Genomic DNA, 20,454 nt, shown 5'->3' with positions numbered 1-20,454 from the left:
ACCACTCGAGCCAGTCCGGCCGATGTGGGCTCAAGGTGGCGGCCCGCAGGCCGTTAACCGGTCGGGAGGGCTGCGCAGGGCGGCCCGGGGACCGCCATGGACAACGTGATGGGAATCGCCCTCAGCGGGATGCGCGCGGCCCGGCAGGGCGTGCAGGTGGCCGCGCACAACGTGGCCATCCTTGCGACCCCCGATGCCCCGCGCCTGCAGCTGCAGCGTAGTGCGGTGGAGCAGGGCGGGGTGCAGGCTGTGGTGACACCCGCCGGCATCGATGCCGCCGCGCCGCTGGGCGATCTGCTTGCCGCGAAAGCGGAGGTGGTGGCCTTCGCTGCCAATGCCGCGCTGATCCGTCGACAGGACCAGATGCTGGGCTCGCTGCTGGATCGCGAAGCCTGAGCTCCCTTGGCAGGTGCCAACCGCCGCCTATGGTGGGTGCCAACTTGGTGGGCACCTACCAGGGCATCGCCGGGCGATGCCCGGCGACCGCCCTTTCGGTCAGGCCGACAGCTCCAGCAGCAGCTTGTTCAGGCGTGCGACGTAGGCGCCTGGGTCCTTCAGGCTGTCACCGGCGGCCAATGCGGCCTGGTCGAACAACACGCGGCCGAGGTCGTCGAAGCGCGCGCCATCGGCTTCCGCATCGAGCTTGGCGATCAGCGGATGGCCCGGGTTGATTTCCAGTACGGGCTTGCTGTCCGGCACCTTCTGGCCGCTGGCCTCCAGGATCTGGCGCATCTGCAGGCCAAGGTCCTGTTCGCCGATGGCCAGCACCGCCGGTGAATCGGTCAGGCGGTGCGAAACGCGCACTTCGGCCACGTCATCGCCGAGCACCGTCTTCAGGCGTTCGACCAGGCCCTGCTTGTCCTTCGCAGCGGCTTCCTGCTCCTGCTTGTCCGCCTCGGTTTCCAGTGCGCCAAGGTCGAGGTCGCCACGGGCGATGTCGACGAAGTTCTTGCCGTCGAAATCGGTCAGGTAGCCCATCAGCCACTCATCGATGCGATCGGTCAGCAGCAGGACTTCCACGCCCTTCTTGCGGAACACTTCCAGGTGCGGGCTGTTGCGCACCTGGCTGTAGCTCTCGCCGGTGAGGTAATAGATCTTGTCCTGGCCTTCCACCATGCGGCCCAGGTAATCGGCCAGCGACACGGTCTGGACATCGCCGTCACCGCGCGTGGATGCGAAGCGCAGCAGGCCGGCCACCTTCTCGCGGTTGATGTAGTCTTCGGCCGGGCCTTCCTTCAGTACCTGGCCGAATTCCTTCCAGAACGTGGCGTACTGCTCGGGCTTGTCGGCGGCCAGCTTCTCCAGCATGTCCAGCGAGCGCTTGGTCAGCGCCGATTTCATCGAATCGATGACCGGGCCGGACTGCAGGATCTCGCGCGAAACGTTCAGCGACAGATCGTTGGAATCGACCACGCCCTTGATGAAGCGCAGGTACAGCGGCAGGAACTGCTCGGCCTGGTCCATCACGAACACGCGCTGCACGTACAGCTTCAGGCCCTTGGGCGCATCACGGTGATACAGATCGAACGGCGCGCGGCCTGGCACGTACAGCAGCGAGGTGTACTCCAGCTTGCCTTCGACCTTGTTGTGGCTCCACGCCAGCGGGTCGCTGTGGTCGTGCGCCACGTGCTTGTAGAACTCGGTGTATTCGGCATCGCCGATCTCGGTGCGCGGCCGGGTCCACAGCGCGCTGGCTCGGTTGACCGTCTCCCATTCGGCGGCGGCGCCTTCGTCGCCACCTTCCTTCGGCATCTGGATCGGCAGGCCAATGTGATCGGAGTATTTCTTGAGGATGCTGCGCAGCCGCCAGCCATCGGCGAAGCCATGCTCGCCATCCTTCAGGTGCAGCACGATGCGGGTACCGCGCTCGGCCTTGTCGATGGTGGCCACCTCGAAGTCGCCCTCGCCACGCGATGTCCAGCGCACGCCTTCACCTGCTGGCAGGCCGGCGCGGCGGGAGGTTACTTCCACTTCGTCGGCGACGATGAAGGCGCTGTAGAAGCCGACGCCGAACTGGCCGATCAGCTGCGAATCCTTCTTCTGGTCGCCGGACAGCTGGCGCAGGAAGTCGCCAGTGCCGGATTTGGCGATCGTGCCCAGGTGGGCGATGGCCTCGGCGCGGCTCATGCCGATGCCGTTGTCGTCGATGGTGATGGTGTGGGCCACCGGGTCGAAGCTGACGCGCACGCGCAGTTCGCTGTCACCTTCCAGCAGGCCGGGCTGGGTCAGGGCCTCGAAGCGCAGCTTGTCGGCGGCGTCGGCGGCGTTGGAAACCAGTTCGCGCAGGAAGATTTCCTTGTTGGAGTACAGCGAGTGGATCATCAGCTGCAGCAGCTGCTTGACTTCGGTCTGGAATCCAAGGGTTTCGGTCTGGGTCGTCTCGGTCATCGGTAAGGCTCCATGTGCAATGCCGCGCCAGCGCGTGCGGCCTCGCCAAGGGGTAGGGGTGATTGTCCCGAAATCAAGGGGTTGGTCGGCCGGGCTGCGCCCGGCACCCGCCCAGTGCAACTGCAACTGCCAAAGCCAGAGCCAGAGCGGCGTTCCGTGGGATGGCGGGGCACTGTGGGTACGCGGGGACGGCGCAAGTACGTCCATGTAGCCTTGGTCGCCGCATCCATGCGGCTCACACCCCGCGAACCCACACCGCCCCGCCTTTGACAGGTTCACGCGGCTGTTGGTAGGTGTCGACCTTGGTCGACACATCTGTCAGATATCGATACATCCAATGGGGTCAGATCCGTTTTCCTGAGGAAAACGGATCTGACCCCGCCTGTATGTCGAGCATCGGATCGCGTCTGGGGTAGAGCCCCCTGAGTCAGGGGGCGGGGGTATGGAAGCTGGTAAGTGGGGCCCGCGTTTCGCGCAGCGAAGCGTGGGAGCGACAGCGCGCATGCGTTGGCGCGTCCCCGGGCGCCGCCCGGCCGAACTACAATCCCGCTCATGCTGAAATTCTCGAATACCTCCCGCCGGGGGCGCCGATGAGCGGCCGCGGGGGCAATGACGGCCAGGTCCGCATCATCGGCGGGCGTTGGCGCAATACCCGCCTGCCAGTGCCCACCCTACCGGGCCTCCGGCCCAGCAGTGACCGCGTGCGCGAGACCCTGTTCAACTGGCTGATGCCCAAGGTCGGGGGAGCGCGCGTTCTGGACCTGTTCGCGGGTAGCGGCGCACTGGGCCTGGAGGCCGTGTCGCGCGGCGCCGCCCACGCCACCCTGGTCGAGCGCGACCCACAGTTGGCGCGCAACCTGTCGGCGGCCGTCACCAGGCTGCAGGCCGCCGACCAGGTCATGGTCGTGCAGGCCGATGCCCTGCGCTGGCTGCAGGGCGCGGCAGCTCAGCAGGCCGATCTGGTCTTCATCGACCCGCCATTCGCCGATGGCCTGTGGCAGGACGTGCTCGCGCAGCTGCCGCGCCACCTGGCCGCCGATGCCTGGCTGTACCTGGAATCGCCGGCCGGCCACGTGCCGGTGCTGCCGCCGGACTGGCTCCTGCACCGCGAGGGCGGCACCCGCGAGGTGCGCTTTGCCCTGTACCGCCACGCCACTGTTACACTTTGACCTCATCTGAACATCTGCGACCGCCCATGACCGTGGCCAACCGCCGCATCGCCGTTTACCCCGGCACGTTCGACCCCATCACCAACGGTCATATCGACCTGGTGAGCCGGGCCGCGCCGTTGTTCGAGAAGGTCGTGGTCGGCGTGGCGCAAAGCCCGTCCAAGGGCCCGGCGCTGCCGCTGGAGCAGCGCGTGCAGCTGGCACGTGGCGCGCTGGCCCACCACGGCAATGTCGAGGTCATCGGTTTCGATACCCTGCTGGCGCATTTCGTACGTTCGGTCCAGGGGGGAGTGCTGCTGCGCGGCCTTCGCGCGGTCTCCGACTTCGAGTACGAGTTCCAGATGGCGAGCATGAACCGCCACCTGATCCCCGAGGTCGAGACGCTGTTCCTGACGCCGGCCGAGCAGCACAGCTTCATCTCGTCTTCGCTGGTCCGCGAGATCGCACGCTTGGGTGGGGACGTGTCCGGCTTCGTGCCGGCCGCAGTACTCGAAGCCCTGCGCAAGGTCCGTGAAGCGAAGGCGGCACAGTCGTAAGCCCGCTGTATCCCTGCACCCCATGACATTCAACACCACGCACCATTCCGGGAGGAACCCCATGAACACCACCATGCGCGCGATGCTGATCGCTTCGTTGGCCCTGGCTTTCACCGCCTGCAAGAAGGAAGAGGCCGCTGCTCCGGCCGAGGAAGCCAAGCAGGCTCTGGTCGCTCCGGCCAAGGATGACGATGCAGGCTGGAAGAAGTACCTGCAGGAAGTGGCCATCCAGAACATGGGCAACATCAGCAACAGCCCGTTCCTGTACTACCTCTCGCCGGAATCGGACCCGGACTTCCAGGCCAAGTACGAGCGCCAGACCGAGAGCGCGACCCAGGCCGTGGCCCGTGGCGTGCAGCCGGGCAACATGCTGGCCTTCGGTTCGTCGGCCTCGGGCAAGATGGCTGACATGATCCAGGCCGTCTTCAAGGACGTGTCGCCGGATTCGATGAAGGGCGTGCGCGTCGTCTTCATCGGCCAGTCGGCTGACAACGCCCGCGTGCAGGCGGCAGTCCAGCCGACCGGTGCCGAGTACATTTTCGTCGAAGCCAAGTAAGACCGAGCCGTGGCGGCCATGCTTCGGCATGGCCCGGGCGATGCCCTGCCGGGTGCCGCCGATGACCTGACCGGCCCGCGCGCCCGCGCTGGCCGGTCCTTTGTCCCAAGGCGCGGGCGAGGAGTATCGCCATGTCGCTGAAAATCAACGAGCTCTGCGTCAACTGCGACGTCTGCGAGCCGGCCTGCCCGAACCAGGCCATTTCGATGGGTGAAACCATCTATGTGATCGATCCTGCCCGCTGCACCGAGTGCGTGGGTCATTTCGACGAACCACAGTGCGTGGTCGTCTGCCCGGTCGAATGCATCGACCCGGATCCGGAGATCGTGGAAACGGAAGACCAACTGCTGGCCAAGCTGCGCCGGCTGCAGCACGATCACCCCGAACTCTATGCGGAGCCCCCATCCGAATGAAGACGCTGATCGTCCGCCCCCTGCTGCTGCTCGGCCTGCTGCTGAGCCCGATCGCCTGGGCCGACAGCCCGGCCCGTGCCGAACGCCCTGATGGCGCGGCCATCGCCAGCGGCCATGCGCTGGCTACCCAGGCCGGCATCGACATCCTGGCGCAGGGCGGCAACGCTTTCGACGCTGCGGTGGCGGTGTCGTCCACGCTGGCGGTAGTCGAGCCGATCAGCTCCGGGCTGGGCGGCGGTGGTTTCTTCCTGCTGCATGATGCGGCCACCGGCAAGGACGTGATGCTGGATGCGCGCGAGACTGCACCGGCCGCCGCCACGCCGCAGGCTTTCCTCGACAAGCAGGGCAACCTGGACCGGGACCGCTCGGTCAACGGTGCCTGGTCGGCCGGTATTCCCGGCCTGCCCGCAGCGCTGGTCGAGCTGTCGTCCAAGCATGGCAGGCTGCCATTGTCGGCCTCGCTGCAGCCGGCGATCCGTATCGCCCGCGAGGGCTTTCCGGTGTACGACCGCATGGCCAAGGGCTATGCCTCGCGCCGTGAGGTGATGGAGCGCTATCCCGGCACCCGCGAGGTGTACCTGCGCGACGGCAAACCGATCGCCACCGGTGATCTGTTCAAGCAGCCTGAGCTGGCACGGACGCTGGAACGCCTGGCGGCCGGTGGATTCGATGGCTTCTACAAGGGCCAGACCGGCCAGCTGTTGCTGGCCGGCGTGAAGCAGGCCGGTGGCAAATGGACGGCCGAGGAGCTGGCCGGCTACCGCGTGAAGCAGCGTGAACCGATTGTCTTCAGTTACAACGGCTGGAAGATCACTACCGCGCCGCCGCCGTCTTCCGGTGGCATCGCGCTGGCCAGCATGCTGCAGATCCTGGAAGGTTGGGACATCAAGCAGATGGACCCGGCGCACCGCACCCACCTGGTGGTGGAGTCCATGCGCCGCGCCTACCGCGACCGCACGTTCTTCCTCGGCGACCCGGACTTCGTGCAGATCCCACAGAAGGTGCTGACCAGCAAGGACTACGCACAGGGCCTGCGTGCCACCATCCATCCGGAAAAGGCCACGCCCAGCGATCTGCTGTCGGGCAACCCCACGCCGCTGGAAGACGACGAAACCACCCACTTCTCGATCATCGACCGCGACGGCAATCGCGTCGGCGCTACCCAGACCGTCAACCTGCTGTACGGCTCGGGCCTGATTCCGAAGGGCACCGGCGTGCTGCTCAACAACGAGATGGACGACTTCGCGCTGAAGCCGGGTACCCCCAATGCCTTCGGGGTGATGGGCTACGAGGCGAACGCGCCGAAGGCGGGCAAGCGCATGCTCAGCTCGATGACGCCGACCTTCATGGAGAACGCGGACAAGGTGGTGGTGCTCGGTACCCCGGGCGGCAGCCGCATCATCACCATGGTGCTGCTGGGCATCCTGGGCTATGACGCCGGCCTGGACGCACAGCAGGTTGCTGCGCTGCCACGCTACCACCACCAGTGGTTGCCCGACCTGATCGAAGCCGAAAGCGATGCGTTCGACGCGGCGACGGTGCAGCAGCTGCAGGCGATGGGCCACAGGATCGATCTGCCCGGCAACGTCGCCGCCGGCGGCCGCGGGTCCAGCCACGTGTGGGGCAACCTGCAGACCGTGGAATGGGACCGCAAGGCAAACAGGCTGTTCGGCGGCAGCGACCCGCGCAACCCCGTGGGTAGTGCCCAGGTCGTGCCGGCGCGCTGATGCAGCCGCCGGCCTCCGGCCCTGCCCGGCGCGCCCTTTGAACCCCGCCCATGGCGGCGGGGTTTATTCCGTTTGCTTTCTAGCGATTATTTAACGGCCCGCCGCCGATAATCAGACCATGAAACTCTGGTCGATTCGTGGAAACTCGCAACGCCTCGATGGTGGTGCGATGTTCGGCAACGCGCCGCGCGCGTTGTGGGAAAAATGGGCGGCTCCGGATGAGCTCAATCGCATCGAGCTGGCCTGCCGTGCGCTGCTTGCCAGCCCGCTGGAAGGCAAGACCGTGCTGTTCGAAACCGGTATCGGCGCGTTCTTTGATCCACGCATGCGCGAGCGTTATGGCGTGCAGGAAAGCCAGCACGTGCTGATCGATTCGTTGCGCGAGGCCGGCTTCGAGCACGAGGACATCGACGTGGTCGTGCTCAGTCACCTGCACTTCGACCACGCCGGCGGCCTGCTGGCGGCCTGGAGCGAAGGGCGCGAGCCGGAACTGCTGTTCCCCAACGCAACCTACCTGGTGGGTGCCCGGCATTGGCAGCGTGCCCTGCAGCCGCATCCGCGCGATCGGGCCAGCTTCATTCCGGAACTGCCGGGCCTGCTGCAGGCCAGTGGCCGCCTGGAAGTGGTGGACGGGGAATACTCGAAGGCGCTGGGGCGCAGCGTGCGCTTCAGCTACAGCGACGGCCATACGCCGGGGCTGATGCTGGCCGAGATCGTCGGCGGTGCACGTGCGGACGAGGTCGCGCATGGGGGCGTGGTGTTCTGCGCGGACCTGATTCCGGGCCGCTCGTGGGTGCACGTGCCGATCACCATGGGTTACGACCGCAATGCCGAGCTGCTGATCGATGAGAAGCGCCAGTTCCTCGAAGACAAGCTGGCGCGCAACGTGCATCTGTTCTTCACCCACGACCCGCAGGTGGCACTGGCGCAGCTGGGCCGCGATGACAAGGGGCGTTTCGTGACCCTGCACGAGCAGGGCGAACTGAAGGCGCGCGCGCTGGCGTGATGCGTGGCCGGGCGCATACCCGGCCCATGCTTCCGCACGGGGCATGACCACCGGCGGAACAGCCGAGCCTGTGCACGGCTCTCTACATCACCGCATGGCGCCCCGTGCCTTCGCGGCCGCGGAGGCAGATCCAGCGGGATCCGCCCATGCCCCGAGCGCGCCGGTCAGCCAACGCGGGTACCGAAGATCCGGTCACCGGCATCGCCCAAGCCTGGCAGGATGTAGCCTTTGTCGTTGAGCTGGGCGTCGATGGCGGCCGTGTAGATCTCCACGTCGGGATGCGCGGCCTTTACGGCCTCGATGCCTTCCGGCGCGGCAACCAGGAAGATGCCCTTGATGCGGCGGGCACCGGCGCGCTTGAGCATGTCGATGGTGGCGATCAGGGTACCGCCGGTGGCCAGCATCGGATCCAGGATCAGGGCATCACGTTCTTCCAGGCGGCCGGTGAGGCGCTCGAAGTAGGGTACCGGCTGCAGGGTTTCTTCATCGCGCTGCAATCCGACCACGCTGACGCGGGCGGCCGGGATCAGCGACAGCACGCCGCTGAGCATGCCGAGCCCGGCGCGCAGGATCGGCACCAGGGTGATCTTGGCACCGGCGATCCGCTGCACGGTGACCGGACCGGCCCAGCCGGGCAGGGTGTGCGGCTCGGTGTCCAGGTCCGCGGTGGCCTCGTAGGCCAGCAGGGTGCCCAGCTCGTTGGCCAGTTCGCGGAAATCCTTGGTGCTGAGCGCTGCATTGCGCATCAGGCCGATCTTGTGCTGCACCAGCGGGTGGCGCACTTCGACGATCTTCATGGTCGGGAAGGGGAGAAGGAGAGAGCACCCATTCTGCCGGAACGCGGGGCGAACCCCAAACCGGCATGGGCCGTCCCGAACCTGCCGCGCCAGTGCATGTCATGGCCATGCAACCTTGCGGACATACCGTGCAGACCCATTCTTAACAGGAATGGGGCTTCCCAGTGCATATCAAGACTCCGTTGGCCGTTGCCATCACTCTGACGCTGGCGATGTCGGCCGCAGCGCCGCTGCAGGCGGCCGGGCAGCAGGCAGTCGCCGCCACCGGTACGGTGGCCGCCGATGCGGTCGACCTGGACCGCATCGAAGTGCGTGCCCAGCTCGAATCGCAGGTCCGTGCGGTCGATCTCAAGCGTGGCAGTGATGCGATCGAAGATGCCGTATCCTCCGATGCGCTGGGCCAGTACCCGGACAAGAACGTGGCCGAGTCGCTGCAGCGCCTGCCGGGCGTCAGCGTGACCCGCGACCAGGGCGAGGGGCGCTTCGTGGTCATCCGTGGCCTGGATGCCAACCTCAACAGCGTGAGTGTGGATGGCATTGCCGTCGGTACTCCGGAAGATTCCAGCCGCGCCGCACCGCTGGACGTGATCCCGTCCGATTCCACCGAACGCCTGCGCGTGGTCAAGTCGCCGACCCCGGACATGCCCGGTGATGCGATCGGCGGTGCCGTGCTCGTGGAATCGGCCTCGGCCTTCGATCGCGAAGGCCGCAGCCTGCGCGGCAAGATCGAGGGCAGCCACCAGCAGCTGTCCGGCGAGACCAGTCCCAAGGCCGCCTTCAACTACAGCGACGTGTTCAACGACACCTTCGGCGTGGCGCTGGGCGTGAACTACCAGAAGCGCAGGTTCGAGTCGGACAACACCGAAGTGGAGTACGACGGCGAGGACGATGCCGCCCCCGGCGATGTCACTGCGATCAACCTGCAGCACCGCAAGTACGAGATCGAACGCAAGCGCATCGGCGCCAATCTCAACTTTGACTGGCGCCCCGATGAAGACAGCAGGTACTACCTGCGCACCCTGTACAGCCAGTTCGACGATGCGGAGACCCGCCAGCGCGTGATCTTCAACTTCGACGACGCGAAGATGGTCAGGACCGGCGCCGACCAGTATCGCCTGGACGGCATGCCGAAGGACTCCATCGACAAGCGCATGCGCTACCGGACCAAGAAGGAGAACACCTTCGCAGCCAGCCTCGGTGGCGAGAACACATTGACCAATGCCGTGGTCGACTACCGGATCGGCTACACCCGTACCGAAGAGCGGGTGAACGACGAGATGGAGGCCCGCTTCAAGCTCAATGGCAAGGCATTCAATGGCACCCTGGACCAGCGCAGCCGCCTGCCCAGCTACAGCTTCGACAATCCGCAGTGGCTGGACAACAGCAGCTACGCGTTCGACCGTTTCGTGATTTCGCCCAAGCAGGTGAACGACAAGGAGCACAGCGCGCAGGTCAACGTGCGCTTCGACGGCGACAGCAGCAGCCTCAAGTTCGGCCTGCTGGGGCGCTGGCGCGACCGCGATGTGAACGTGGACGAGCGCGAACTGCGGGTCGGCCCGAAGGTGGCGCTGTCGAACTGGACCACTTCCTCGCCGGAACATCGCCACGGCAACGTCGGCGATGGCATGGATTCGGACGCGATGCGTGCCTTCTGGGCGGCCAATGGCGGCCAGTACAGCGCCCGGCCGCAGGACGCCGGCGGCAACGCGATGACGTCGCTGGAAGAGGACTACGTGGCCAGCGAGGACATCTTCGCCAGCTATGCCATGGGCACCTGGGACGTGGGCGCGCTGCGCATCATCGGCGGTGTTCGCGTGGAGAACACCCGCTTCAAGGCCGCCGGCAACCAGGTGGATGTGGCCGCCAACGGCCGCAGCTTCACCGTCACCCCGCGCGTGGCCACCAGCAGCTACACCAACGTGCTGCCGGGCCTGCACCTGCGTTACGACGCGGCCAATGATTGGGTGCTGCGCGGCTCGGCCAACAAGACCGTATCGCGCCCGTCGTTCGGCGATGTCTCGCCGCGCGTGGGTTACAGCCGGGGTGATGAGGAAGTGCGCCTGGGCAACCCGGAACTGGACCCGTACGAGTCCAGGAACATCGACCTGTCGGTGGAAAAGTACATCGGCAGCACTGGCATCGTCTCGCTGGGCCTGTTCCACAAGTCGATCGATGGCTACATCGTGGAGACCGTGCGCACCAATGATCCGGCCTACGGCGGATTCGACGTGACCCAGCCGATCAATGGCCGCAAGGCCACCGTGCGTGGCGCGGAATTCAACTGGCAGCAGCAGCTGGATTTCCTGCCGCACGGCCTGGATGGCCTGCTGGTGGGGGCCAGCGGCACCTGGCTGGATACCACGTTCGATGCCGGAATCAACGACCGTGCGGGCGAGGATTTCACCCTGCCGCGTGCCTCCAAGCATGTCTACAGCGCGCACATCGGCTATGAGAAGTACGGCATAAGCACGCGCCTGGCGGCGGTATACCGCAGCGAGTACCTGGACAGCATCGGCAAGGGCCGCGCGTTCGACATCTACGTAGCACCCAATACCCAGCTCGATTTCTCGCTGGACTACAAGTTCACCCCGCGCGTGAGCGTCTACTTCGAAGCGCAGAACCTGCTGGACAAGCCGCTGGAACTCTACCAGGGCGATCGCTCGCGCACCCTGCAGATGGAAGAGTATGGCCGGACCTATGCGCTGGGCCTGAAGGTGGCGCTGTGATGGCGCGCGGCATCACCGTCCTGGCCACTGCGCTGGCGGTAGCACTGGGTGCCGGCTGCGCGCCGGCCACCGGCAAGGACCCTGCCATGGCCGGGGAGGCAGCGAAGGCCAGCGGCGCGCGCGCGGTCGCCACCATCGCCGAAGCCTTCCTCACGCCAATGACCCCGGCCGACAACATCGACTCGCCGGCGGCCTGGCGCACGCCCGGCGGCGGGCTGTGGCTGATCGCCACGGCCAAGGCCACCGACAAGCTGGTGGTCTACGACGGCAACAGCGGCCAGCACCTGCGTGACGTGGGCAGCAGTGGCACTGCGCCGGGGCAGTTCGACCGCCCGAACGGCATCGCGGTGACCGACGACCTGCTGTGGATCGTGGAGCGCGACAACCATCGCGTGCAGGTGCTGGGCCTGCCGGATTTCACGCCGCTGGCAACGTTCGCTGCGGATGACCTGCGCAAGCCGTACGGGCTGTGGGTCGACCGCCGTGCCGATGGCTACAGCGTCTATGTCACCGACTCGTGGGACAACGGCGAGGATGCGCAGGGGCGTGACATCCTGCCGCCGCTGGCCGAGCTGGACAAGCGCGTGCGCCAGTATCACGTGACCCGTGATGGCGCGAAGGTCGACGCGACGCTTGTCGCCAGTATCGGTGACACCACCGAGGCCGGTGCGCTGCGCGTGGTCGAGTCGATCTGGGGCGACCCGGACAACGATCGCCTGCTCATCGCCGAAGAGGACGAGAGTTACGCCAGCGAGTTCAAGGTCTACACCCTGGCCGGCCGCTTCACCGGCACCACGTTCGGCCGCGATGTGTTCAAGGCACAGGCCGAGGGCGTGGCCCTGCGCACCTGCGGCAAGGATGGCTGGTGGATCACCACCGAACAGGGCAAGCAGCGCAGCGTTTTCCACCTGTTCGACCGGCATACGCTGAAGCCGGTCGGCGCGTTCCAGGGCAATACCGTGGCCAATACCGATGGCATCTGGATGATGCAGCAACCCAGTGCGCGCTTCCCGCACGGTGCGCTGTATGCCGTGCACGACGACCAGGGCGTGGTGGCATTCGATTGGGAGAGCATCGCCAGGCAGCTGGCACTGCCACTGGAGTGTGGTGCATGAGCCGGCGCAGCGTGATGCGCGCGCTGGCGCTGGGCCTGTGGCTGGGGCTGCCACAGCTGTCGTTCGCTGCCGTCGAGCCGAACACCCAGGTGCCGGCAGGCAGCCACCACTACGCGGCGTCGACGGTGCCGGACCGCATCGTCGCCTCGCCGGCAGCCGATCCCAGCCATGGCTTTGCGGTGGCGTGGCGCACCGATGGCAGTGTGCAGGCACCGCTGCTGGAGATCGCCGTGGCCGGCGACTCGCCGGCCATCGAGGGCATCCGCCAGGTGCGTGCGGCAACCCGGGCACTGCGGACCGAGAACGGACTGTCGCACCATCACCGTGCCGACATCGACGGCCTGCGACCGGATACCCAGTACGTCTACCGCGTGCAGGGCAATGGCAGCTGGAGTGCGTGGAACCAGCTGCGCACGCTGGCAGCGCCGGAGCAGCCGCTGACCCTGCTGTATTTCGGTGACACGCAGAACAAGAACGTCAGCCATGTCAGCCGCGTGGTACGTGCCGCACAGAAGGCCGCACCACAGGCGCGCCTGAGCCTGTTCGCGGGTGACCTGGTCAGCGGTGGCGACAACATGGACGACAGCGAGTGGGGCGAATGGTTTGCCGCCACCGGCTGGCTGGCGCAGGAAACGCTGGTGGCTCCGGCGATCGGCAACCACGAGTACTTCGAAGAGTTCGAGGACACCCCGCAGGAGCGGCGCGTGCTGGGCCGCCACTGGCCGGTGACGTTCGCGCTGCCGGGCAACGGTGCCACCGCTGCACAGCAGACCACCTACTGGTTCGATGCGCAGAGCGTGCGCGTGGCCGTGGTCGATGGCACTTCCGCACTCGACCTCGGCACCGCGAAAGCACAGGCACAGTGGCTGGACAAGGTACTGACCGGCAATCCGCAGCCGTGGACCATCGTGCTGCTGCACCAGCCGTTCTACTCGCCGCGCGAAGGCCGCGAGAACGCTGCGCTGCGTGACGTGCTGCTGCCGGTGGTACGCCGCCACAATGTTGATCTGGTGCTGCAGGGGCATGATCACACCTATGGCCGTCGTGGCGAAGGACTGGCCGCGACGCCGCAGTACGTGGTGACCGTGGCCGGTCCGAAGCAGTACCGTCTTTCCGGCGAGGCCCGCAGGACGATGGACCCGATGGCCGAGGACACCCAGCTTTTCCAGGTGTTGAGCATCGACCCGCAGCACCTGCGCTATGAAGCGCGCACGGTGACCGGACGGCTCTACGATGCGTTCGAACTGCGCCGCGACGCCATGGGCGGCAAGCAACGCACGGAACTGACCGAGGGCCGCATCGCACCGCGCGACTGCCCGCGCGCGCAGACCGCCAAGGGTCGCGCCGACCGCTGCTGGGAATGAGGATGCACCGATGACCACACCTCGTCGCATCGTTCCGCTGGCTGCCATCGGCGCGTCCCTGCTGTTGCTGGCAAGTGCGGTGACCGCCGCCGATGCCGTGCTGCATCCATTCCTGGTCACCCAGCCGAAGCAGGCCCCGCAGGAGGCGAACCTGGCGGTGGAGATCCCGGCCGGCAGCTTCACCAAATACGAGATCAAGGAGGACGGCCTGCTGCACGTGGATCGCTTCCAGTCGATGCCGGTCGCCTATCCGGCCAACTACGGTTCGATGCCGCGCACGCTGGCCGGTGACAATGACCCGCTGGATGCCCTGGTGCTGACCCGCGAGCCACTGCACCCGGGCGTGATCGTGCGCTTCCGGCCGATCGGTTACCTGAAGATGGTCGATGGCGGCCAGCACGACGAGAAGATCATCGGCGTGCCGGCGGACAAGGTCGATCCGACCTACGCCGGCATCCGTGACCTGGCCGATCTGCCAGAGATCGAGCGGCAACGGATCGAGGCCTTCTTTCGCATCTACAAGGACCTGCCAACGGGCCGCAACCCGGTGCAACTCAATGGCTGGGGCAATGCGGCCGAAGCGCGCGCGCTGATCAGTGAAGCGATGCAGCGCTTCGAAAAGTAGACCCGCGGCCTGCGGATAGGACGGCGCGTGCATCACCTTCACCGCCGCTGGCTATCATGTCCGCCTTCCACAACGAAGGCGGTGCAGGTGTCGGTAGCGTTGGTATGGTTCCGCCGTGATCTGCGGCTGCAGGACAATCCGGCCCTGCAGGCCGCGCTGGACGCAGGTCACGACGTTGTGCCGGTCTATATCCACGCGCCGCACGAGGAAGGCGAATGGGTGCCTGGCGCGGCTTCGGATACCTGGCTGCATCGCTCGCTCGCTGCACTGGATGCCGAGCTGCGCGCGCGCGGCTCTTCACTGGTCCTTCGCCGTGGCGACAGCCTGCCGATGCTGCAGTCATTGGTGGCGCAGGCCGGTGCCGGGGCCGTGTACTGGAACCGCAAGTACGAGCCTGCCACCCAGCCACGTGACGCCACCATCAAGCGCAGTCTGCGCGAGCAGGGCATCGACGTGCAGAGCGGCAACGGCAGCCTGCTGTTCGAGCCGTGGGACATCGCCACCCAGCAGGGACAGCCGTACAGGGTATTCACCCCCTACTGGCGCAACGTGCTCAGCCACTGGCGCCTGCCTCCATTGCAGGCCGCACCAGAGAAGCTGCCGCCGCACACGGTCGACAGCCTGCCGCTGGGCGAGCTGGAGTTGGCGCCCCCGCTGGATTGGGATGCCGGGTTCTGGGAGCACTGGCAGCCGGGTGAGGCGGGCGCGCTGGAGGCATTGTCCGTGTTCGAGGACGGCGCGTTGCGTGGCTATTGCGAGCAGCGCGACCTGCCGGACCGGGTGGGGACCTCGCGCCTGTCGCCGCACCTGCACTTCGGCGAGATCGCGCCGTGGCGCATTGCCCATGTGCTGGAGAGGCTGCGCAGTGCTGGCACCGATGCCAACATCGACGGCTACCTGCGCCAGCTGGGCTGGCGTGATTTCGCCTACCACCTGCTGCACCACTTCCCGGGCACGCCCACCGGCAACCTCAATCCGCGCTTTGATCGCTTCCCGTGGGCCACGCCCAGCGCGGCGCAATTGCATGACTGGCAGCGCGGCAACACCGGTGTGCCGATCGTCGACGCCGGCCTGCGCGAGCTGTGGTACACCGGCTACATGCACAACCGGGTGCGGATGATCGTGGCCAGTTACCTGTGCAAGCACCTGCGCGCGCACTGGCTGCATGGCGCGCGCTGGTTCTGGGACACGCTGGTTGATGCCGACCTGGCCAACAACACGATGGGCTGGCAGTGGGTAGCCGGCACCGGCGCCGATGCCGCGCCGTATTTCCGCGTGTTCAACCCGGTCACCCAGGCCGAGAAATTCGACCCGCAGGCCCGCTACATCAGCCGCTGGGTGCCCGAGCTCGCTGCGCTGCCGGTGAAGGCACGCTTCGCGCCCTGGCAGTATCCGCAGCTGCTGGCGGCGCATGCGCCCGGCTATCCACGCACCCCGCTGGTGGATCTTGCTGCGGGGCGCGAAGCCGCACTGGCCGCCTACCGCCAGTCCGGGATCGGGTAAAGCAGGCCCGCAGGATTCAGTCAGTTAGCTGAACGCGGCCCTGTCGGCTCGCCGGATCATCATCCCGACATCGCATCGGGCTGTTTATTCTCTCTGCGCCCGCAAGCCGCCGGCCCGACCGGCAACCAAGGAGAACCCCATGATCCGCAACACCACCCGCAACGTCGCACTGGCCCTGATGAGTGCGGCCGTCCTGTCGGCCTGCGCCACCGGCGGCTCCTACGTGCAGAGTGACCAGTATGGCAACCCGACCCAGCAGCAGAACCGCACCGGGCGCAATGCGCTGATCGGCACCGCCATCGGCGTGGCCGCCGGTCTGCTGACCGGTGACAGTGCCACCGAGCGCCGCCAGCATGCCCTGATCGGTGCAGGTATCGGCGCACTCAGCGGCGCGGCCGTCGGCCAGTACCAGGACCGCCAGGAGCGCGCATTGCGCGAGCGTACCGCCAACACCGGTATCGACGTGCAGCGCCAAGGCGACAACATCTCGCTGAACCTGCCGGACGGTATCACCTTCGATTTCGGCAAGGCCACCCTGAAGCCGCAGTTCTACGGCTCGCTCAATGGCGTGGCCGGTACGCTGCGCGAGTACAACCAGACCATGATCGAAGTGGTTGGCCACACCGACAGCATCGGCAGCGACGCGGTCAACAACCGCCTGTCCAAGGAACGTGCCGACTCGGTCGCACAGTATCTGATCGGCCAGGGCGTGCAGAGCGTGCGCATCGAAACGCTGGGCGCAGGCAAGTCGTACCCGATTGCCGACAACAGCACCGATGCCGGCCGCGCCAAGAACCGCCGCGTTGAGATCCGGGTGATTCCGCTGAAGCAATAACGCGTAGCGTTACTGCTTGAGCCGGTCCGGCCATCGGCCGGAACGAAAATGCCGCCCTTGCAGGCGGCATTTTTGTGGGTGCCGAGCGTTGCTCGGCACGCCGACAGCGCATGTAGAGTCGAGCCGCGCTCGACTCCCTCTGTAAGCCATGCCGACCAACGTCGGCATCTACCAGGAGATGGATAGGTGCTCTTGTTGCAGGTTACGCCGCCGAAGCCGCCACCTTCTCCAGGATCCGCTTGCCGCTGTTTTCCAGCGCCGCATCTTCCTGCGCCTTCTGCTGCTGCGCCAGCTTTGCGCCCGGGCATTGCGCCAGCATGTAGTTGGCGTCGAAGTTGAGCTTCTCGACCAGGAAATCGACGAAGGCACGCACCTTCGGCGAGACCAGGCGACCGCCGGCGAACACGGCATTGAAGTCCACTTCCGGACCGGTCCAGCCGGCCAGTACGCGGCGCACCATGCCCGATTCAACGAATGGCTTGGCCATCACGTCGCCGGTCAGCAGCAGGCCTTCGCCGCACACCAATGCGCCATTGAGCGCGGACATGTCGTTGGCCGTCATCAGCGGGGTGACCGGGAAGTCGCGCAGTTCCCCCCCGTTCTCACCCAACTGCCAGGTGAAGCGGGGCGAATTGCCGGTGTGGTAAGGCTTGCGCATCGCCAGGATGCGGTGGAACTGCAGCTCTTCCGGATGCAGGGGCTCGCCATAGCGCTCGATGTAGGCCGGGCTGGCGAACACCTGCGTGCGCAGGCTGCCGAGCTTGCGCGCGACCAGATTGGAGTCGGGCAGGGCGCCGACGCGCAGCGCCAGATCGGCCTCACCGGCGATCAGGTCCAGCTTCTCGTTGCCCATGTGCATGTCCAGGCGGATCTCCGGGTACTGCGCATGGAACTGGCCCAGCAGCGGGGCGATCCAGGTAATGCCGATCGAATAGGGCACGGTGAAGCGCAGCCAGCCGCGCGGGCCGGACTGCAGCTGGCTCACTGCGCTCTCGGCTTCTTCCAGCTCGCGTGCGATGCGTTGGCAGTGCTCGTGGTAGATCGAGCCGGCCTCGGTCAGGCCGAGGCGGCGCGTGGTCCGGTGCAGCAGGCGCGCACCCAGGCGCGTCTCCAGTTCCTGCACCTTGCGGCTGACGGTGGTCTTGGGCAGGCCGAGTGCTTTGGCAGCGGCGATGAAGCTGCCTTGCTCAACCACTTTGACGAAGATCAGAGTCTCGTTGAGATCGTGGGACATGGTCGGGATCCTGGACGTCGGGGATGGGGCAATCGTGACAGAACGATTGGACCGGGGACGGGATGATTATTCCCCTTAATCAGGACTAATCAAGTAAAGGTTTGGGGTCTATCGTGGCGCCATTCGTTATTTGGAGCCCGTCCGCCATGAGCCTGCGCAACATTCTTGCCCGTCTCCGGAACGCCGGCCAGAACACCCTGGACCTGGCGATGACCGTTGAAGCCCGCCCGAGTTCCTTGGTACACAAGGACTTTCGTGAGTTTACCGCGCCCATGCGACAGCAGCGTGGCGGCACCATCCGTCTTGCTCCGAACAGGGGCGACCGGCTGCATCGAATTGGGACTATCCCGGATTTGGGAGGAAATGTCCCGTGAATGGGATGCTGACGCCCGAAGTCCTGGTCCTTGGCGGCACCGGTGCCGTCGGCCAGGGTGTAGTGGGTGCACTGCTGGAAGCCGGAAGCCCGGTGCTGGTGGTCGGGCGCGATCCGGGCCGGTTGGCGGCGCTGCAGGAGCAGTTCGCCGACGAGCCTGGCCTGGAGACGATGCTGGGTTCGCTCAGTGACGATGGTTCGGCCCGCACACTGGCTGAGCGCATCGCGCAGCGGCCGCGCCCGCTTGCGGCGGTGATCGCCGCGATGGGCGGCCCCTACCGCCGCGGCCGCGTGATCGACCGCAACGGCGACGAACTGCTGGGCGCGCTGCAGGCCGACCTGATGCCACACGTGCATGCCGTGCGCCACCTGCTGCCCCTGCTGCAGGACAACGTGCATGCGCGCCGTTACGTCATGATCGGCAGCCCGGCCAGTGCCAAGCCATGGGCCGGCTACGGCGAAACGTCGATCACCACCGCTGCGCTGCGCATGTATGCGCAGGTCGTGCACCAGGAAGCACAGGCGCTCGGTGTCCGTGCGCAGATGCTGGAGGTCTGCAGCCCGGTATGCACCCCTGCCAATGCGGCCAATGCCTGCATCGAGTGGCCGAGCTCTCTGCTGGTCGGCCGCCGCGTGGTCTCGCTGTTGGATGGCTGCCGCGACAACCGCGCCGTGGTCCGCTGCGACAGCAGTGATGCCGAGCTGCCCCGCGGCCTGCTGCACCTCGAAATTCCCCCTTTGTGGCGCGACACCGCCGGCGTCGCTTGACCTCGACCATGGTTGAGGTTGCAGGATGCGCCGCCTGTTTCCGCAATACGTTCTCATCTAGCTGTACCACCCCTCCGTACGGATGCATGCCATGACTTCCCCCAACACTTCCCCACATCGTTTCGGCCATCGCATCGCGATGATCGGCGTGTCGATTCTTGCCGCTGCGGTGCTGGCGGCCTGCAGCGGTGGCCATGCCGAAGAAGCCGGCGCACCACCACCGCCACAGGTCAGCGCCGCACCGGTACTGGTCAAGCAGGTCAGCCAATGGGACGAGTTCAGCGGCCGCGTCGAAGCGGTACAGAGCGTTGAACTGCGTCCGCGCGTGTCCGGCTACATCGACAAGGTCAATTACGTGGAAGGCGATGAAGTGAAGAAGGGCCAGGTCCTGTTCACCATCGACGCTCGCAGCTACCAGGCCGAATATGACCGTGCTGCAGCCGAACTGGCCCGCGCGCGCACGCAGGCGACGCTGGCCCGGAGCGAGTCCGAGCGTGCCAAGCGGCTTTCCGAGCAGCAGGCAATCTCCACCGAGACCGCCGAGCAGCGCCGCGCGGCGGCCGACCAGGCCGGCGCCGCCGTGCAGGCGGCGCAGGCGGCACTGGATGCTGCCCGCCTCAACCTGGAGTTCACCAAGGTGCGCGCCCCGATCGATGGCCGTGCCGGCCGTGCGATGGTCACTGCCGGCAATCTGGTCACCGCCGGCGACAGCGCCAGCGTGCTGACCACGCTGGTCTCGCTGGACACCGTGTTCGTTTACTTCGATGCCGACGAAAGCACCTTCCTGCGCTATGCGCAGATGGCTCGCAAGGGCGAGCGTCCGAGCGAGCGCGACAGCGAACTGCCGGTGAAGGTGGGCTTGTCGGGTGAAGACGGATATCCGCACGCGGGCAAGGTCGACTTCCTCGACAACCAGGTGACCCGCAGCACTGGCACCATCCGCGTGCGTGCGCTGCTGGACAACGCCGACCGCCAGTTCACGCCGGGCCTGTTCGCCCGCGTGCAGCTGCTCGGCAGCGGCCAGTTCCAGGCCCTGCTGATCGATGACAAGGCCGTGCTGACCGACCAGGACCGCAAGTACGTGTACGTGGTCGACAAGGATGGCAAGGCTCAGCGCCGTGACATCCGCCTTGGCCGGACCGCAGAGGGCCTTCGCATCGTCGAACAGGGCCTGGCAGCCGGTGACAAGGTGATCATCGACGGCGTGCAGAAGGTCTTCATGCCCGGCATGCCGGTGCAGGCCAAGGCCGTGGCGATGCAGCCGCAGCCCGCGCCGGGCCCTGGCCGTGACGCCACCGCTGCACTGAACCACTGATCCG

The 20,454-nt window shown here is 66.5% G+C and carries 19 protein-coding genes; 16 read left to right on the top strand and 3 right to left on the bottom strand.

Going from position 1 to position 20,454, the window contains the following annotated elements:
• The first annotated feature begins 96 nt into the window (after positions 1 to 96).
• Positions 97 to 396 carry a hypothetical protein gene (locus A9K58_RS09835; RefSeq protein WP_065199209.1) on the top strand — a complete coding sequence of 100 codons (300 nt, stop codon included), beginning with the start codon at positions 97 to 99 and terminating at the stop codon, positions 394 to 396.
• A 99-nt stretch (positions 397 to 495) separates the two neighbouring features.
• Here the strand turns inward: A9K58_RS09835 and htpG are convergent, their stop codons facing one another.
• Positions 496 to 2,388, bottom strand: coding sequence for a molecular chaperone HtpG (htpG, locus tag A9K58_RS09830; protein WP_065199208.1), 1,893 nt, complete (start codon positions 2,386 to 2,388; stop codon positions 496 to 498).
• A gap of 590 nt (positions 2,389 to 2,978) precedes the next feature.
• Here htpG and rsmD point away from each other — a divergent pair.
• The 6 genes from rsmD to A9K58_RS09800 all read left to right on the top strand — a co-directional run bounded on the left by rsmD (position 2,979) and on the right by A9K58_RS09800 (position 7,795).
• Positions 2,979 to 3,557, top strand: coding sequence for a 16S rRNA (guanine(966)-N(2))-methyltransferase RsmD (gene rsmD / locus A9K58_RS09825; protein WP_065199207.1), 579 nt, complete (start codon positions 2,979 to 2,981; stop codon positions 3,555 to 3,557).
• 26 nt (positions 3,558 to 3,583) lie between these two features.
• A complete protein-coding gene (coaD, locus tag A9K58_RS09820; protein WP_005416145.1) occupies positions 3,584 to 4,093 on the top strand; it encodes a pantetheine-phosphate adenylyltransferase in 510 nt (169 codons plus the stop codon).
• 61 nt (positions 4,094 to 4,154) lie between these two features.
• Positions 4,155 to 4,649, top strand: coding sequence for a hypothetical protein (locus A9K58_RS09815; protein ID WP_065199206.1), 495 nt, complete (start codon positions 4,155 to 4,157; stop codon positions 4,647 to 4,649).
• A gap of 131 nt (positions 4,650 to 4,780) precedes the next feature.
• Positions 4,781 to 5,062, top strand: a complete 282-nt coding sequence (locus A9K58_RS09810) for a YfhL family 4Fe-4S dicluster ferredoxin (protein ID WP_065199205.1) — start codon at positions 4,781 to 4,783, stop codon at positions 5,060 to 5,062.
• Entirely contained in the window at positions 5,059 to 6,789 is a 1,731-nt protein-coding gene (gene ggt / locus A9K58_RS09805) for a gamma-glutamyltransferase (RefSeq protein ID WP_065199204.1), read from the top strand. Before A9K58_RS09810 ends, ggt begins: the two co-directional genes overlap by 4 nt.
• Before the next feature lie 118 nt (positions 6,790 to 6,907).
• Positions 6,908 to 7,795, top strand: a complete 888-nt coding sequence (locus A9K58_RS09800) for an MBL fold metallo-hydrolase (protein ID WP_065199203.1) — start codon at positions 6,908 to 6,910, stop codon at positions 7,793 to 7,795.
• 164 nt (positions 7,796 to 7,959) lie between these two features.
• On the opposite strand, the gene upp is transcribed toward A9K58_RS09800, so the two are convergent.
• Complete coding sequence (gene upp / locus A9K58_RS09795) at positions 7,960 to 8,592, bottom strand: uracil phosphoribosyltransferase (protein ID WP_065199202.1); 633 nt, start codon at positions 8,590 to 8,592, stop codon at positions 7,960 to 7,962.
• Between the two features lie 212 nt (positions 8,593 to 8,804).
• Here upp and A9K58_RS09790 point away from each other — a divergent pair, with 212 nt between their 5' ends.
• The 6 genes from A9K58_RS09790 to A9K58_RS09765 all read left to right on the top strand — a co-directional run bounded on the left by A9K58_RS09790 (position 8,805) and on the right by A9K58_RS09765 (position 16,760).
• Entirely contained in the window at positions 8,805 to 11,318 is a 2,514-nt protein-coding gene (locus tag A9K58_RS09790) for a TonB-dependent receptor (RefSeq protein ID WP_407070826.1), read from the top strand.
• The gene (locus A9K58_RS09785; protein WP_065199200.1) at positions 11,318 to 12,433 is read left to right on the top strand and encodes an NHL repeat-containing protein; all 1,116 of its coding nucleotides are present in this window, start codon (positions 11,318 to 11,320) and stop codon (positions 12,431 to 12,433) included. The genes A9K58_RS09790 and A9K58_RS09785 overlap by 1 nt, the downstream gene beginning before the upstream one ends.
• Positions 12,434 to 12,447: 14 nt before the next feature.
• Positions 12,448 to 13,797: a purple acid phosphatase family protein gene (locus tag A9K58_RS09780; RefSeq protein WP_231109286.1), complete on the top strand. Its 1,350-nt coding sequence runs from the start codon at positions 12,448 to 12,450 to the stop codon at positions 13,795 to 13,797.
• Positions 13,798 to 13,807: 10 nt separating this feature from the next.
• Entirely contained in the window at positions 13,808 to 14,422 is a 615-nt protein-coding gene (locus A9K58_RS09775; protein ID WP_065199198.1) for an inorganic diphosphatase, read from the top strand.
• 87 nt (positions 14,423 to 14,509) lie between these two features.
• Positions 14,510 to 15,925 (top strand): cryptochrome/photolyase family protein, encoded by a 1,416-nt coding sequence (locus tag A9K58_RS09770; RefSeq protein ID WP_065199246.1) that lies wholly within the window; start codon positions 14,510 to 14,512, stop codon positions 15,923 to 15,925.
• A gap of 139 nt (positions 15,926 to 16,064) precedes the next feature.
• Positions 16,065 to 16,760 carry a YiaD family glycine zipper/OmpA-like lipoprotein gene (locus A9K58_RS09765; RefSeq protein ID WP_065199197.1) on the top strand — a complete coding sequence of 232 codons (696 nt, stop codon included), beginning with the start codon at positions 16,065 to 16,067 and terminating at the stop codon, positions 16,758 to 16,760.
• A 202-nt stretch (positions 16,761 to 16,962) separates the two neighbouring features.
• Here the strand turns inward: A9K58_RS09765 and A9K58_RS09760 are convergent, their stop codons facing one another.
• Positions 16,963 to 17,994, bottom strand: coding sequence for a LysR family transcriptional regulator (locus A9K58_RS09760; protein WP_065199196.1), 1,032 nt, complete (start codon positions 17,992 to 17,994; stop codon positions 16,963 to 16,965).
• 146 nt (positions 17,995 to 18,140) lie between these two features.
• Here A9K58_RS09760 and A9K58_RS19095 point away from each other — a divergent pair, with 146 nt between their 5' ends.
• The 3 genes from A9K58_RS19095 to A9K58_RS09750 all read left to right on the top strand — a co-directional run bounded on the left by A9K58_RS19095 (position 18,141) and on the right by A9K58_RS09750 (position 20,450).
• Positions 18,141 to 18,368, top strand: a complete 228-nt coding sequence (locus A9K58_RS19095) for a hypothetical protein (protein ID WP_081284017.1) — start codon at positions 18,141 to 18,143, stop codon at positions 18,366 to 18,368.
• On the top strand, positions 18,365 to 19,135 hold the full coding sequence (locus tag A9K58_RS09755) for an SDR family NAD(P)-dependent oxidoreductase (protein WP_065199195.1): 771 nt from the start codon (positions 18,365 to 18,367) through the stop codon (positions 19,133 to 19,135). The genes A9K58_RS19095 and A9K58_RS09755 overlap by 4 nt, the downstream gene beginning before the upstream one ends.
• Positions 19,136 to 19,226: 91 nt before the next feature.
• Entirely contained in the window at positions 19,227 to 20,450 is a 1,224-nt protein-coding gene (locus A9K58_RS09750; RefSeq protein WP_065199194.1) for an efflux RND transporter periplasmic adaptor subunit, read from the top strand.
• Positions 20,451 to 20,454 lie beyond the last annotated feature (4 nt).

The sequence above is a fragment of the Stenotrophomonas maltophilia genome (assembly GCF_001676385.1).
In the GTDB taxonomy this organism is placed as follows: Bacteria; Pseudomonadota; Gammaproteobacteria; order Xanthomonadales; family Xanthomonadaceae; genus Stenotrophomonas; species Stenotrophomonas maltophilia_J.
Note: the sequence above shows the minus strand (reverse complement) of the source record. Positions and strands in the feature narration are given on the sequence as shown.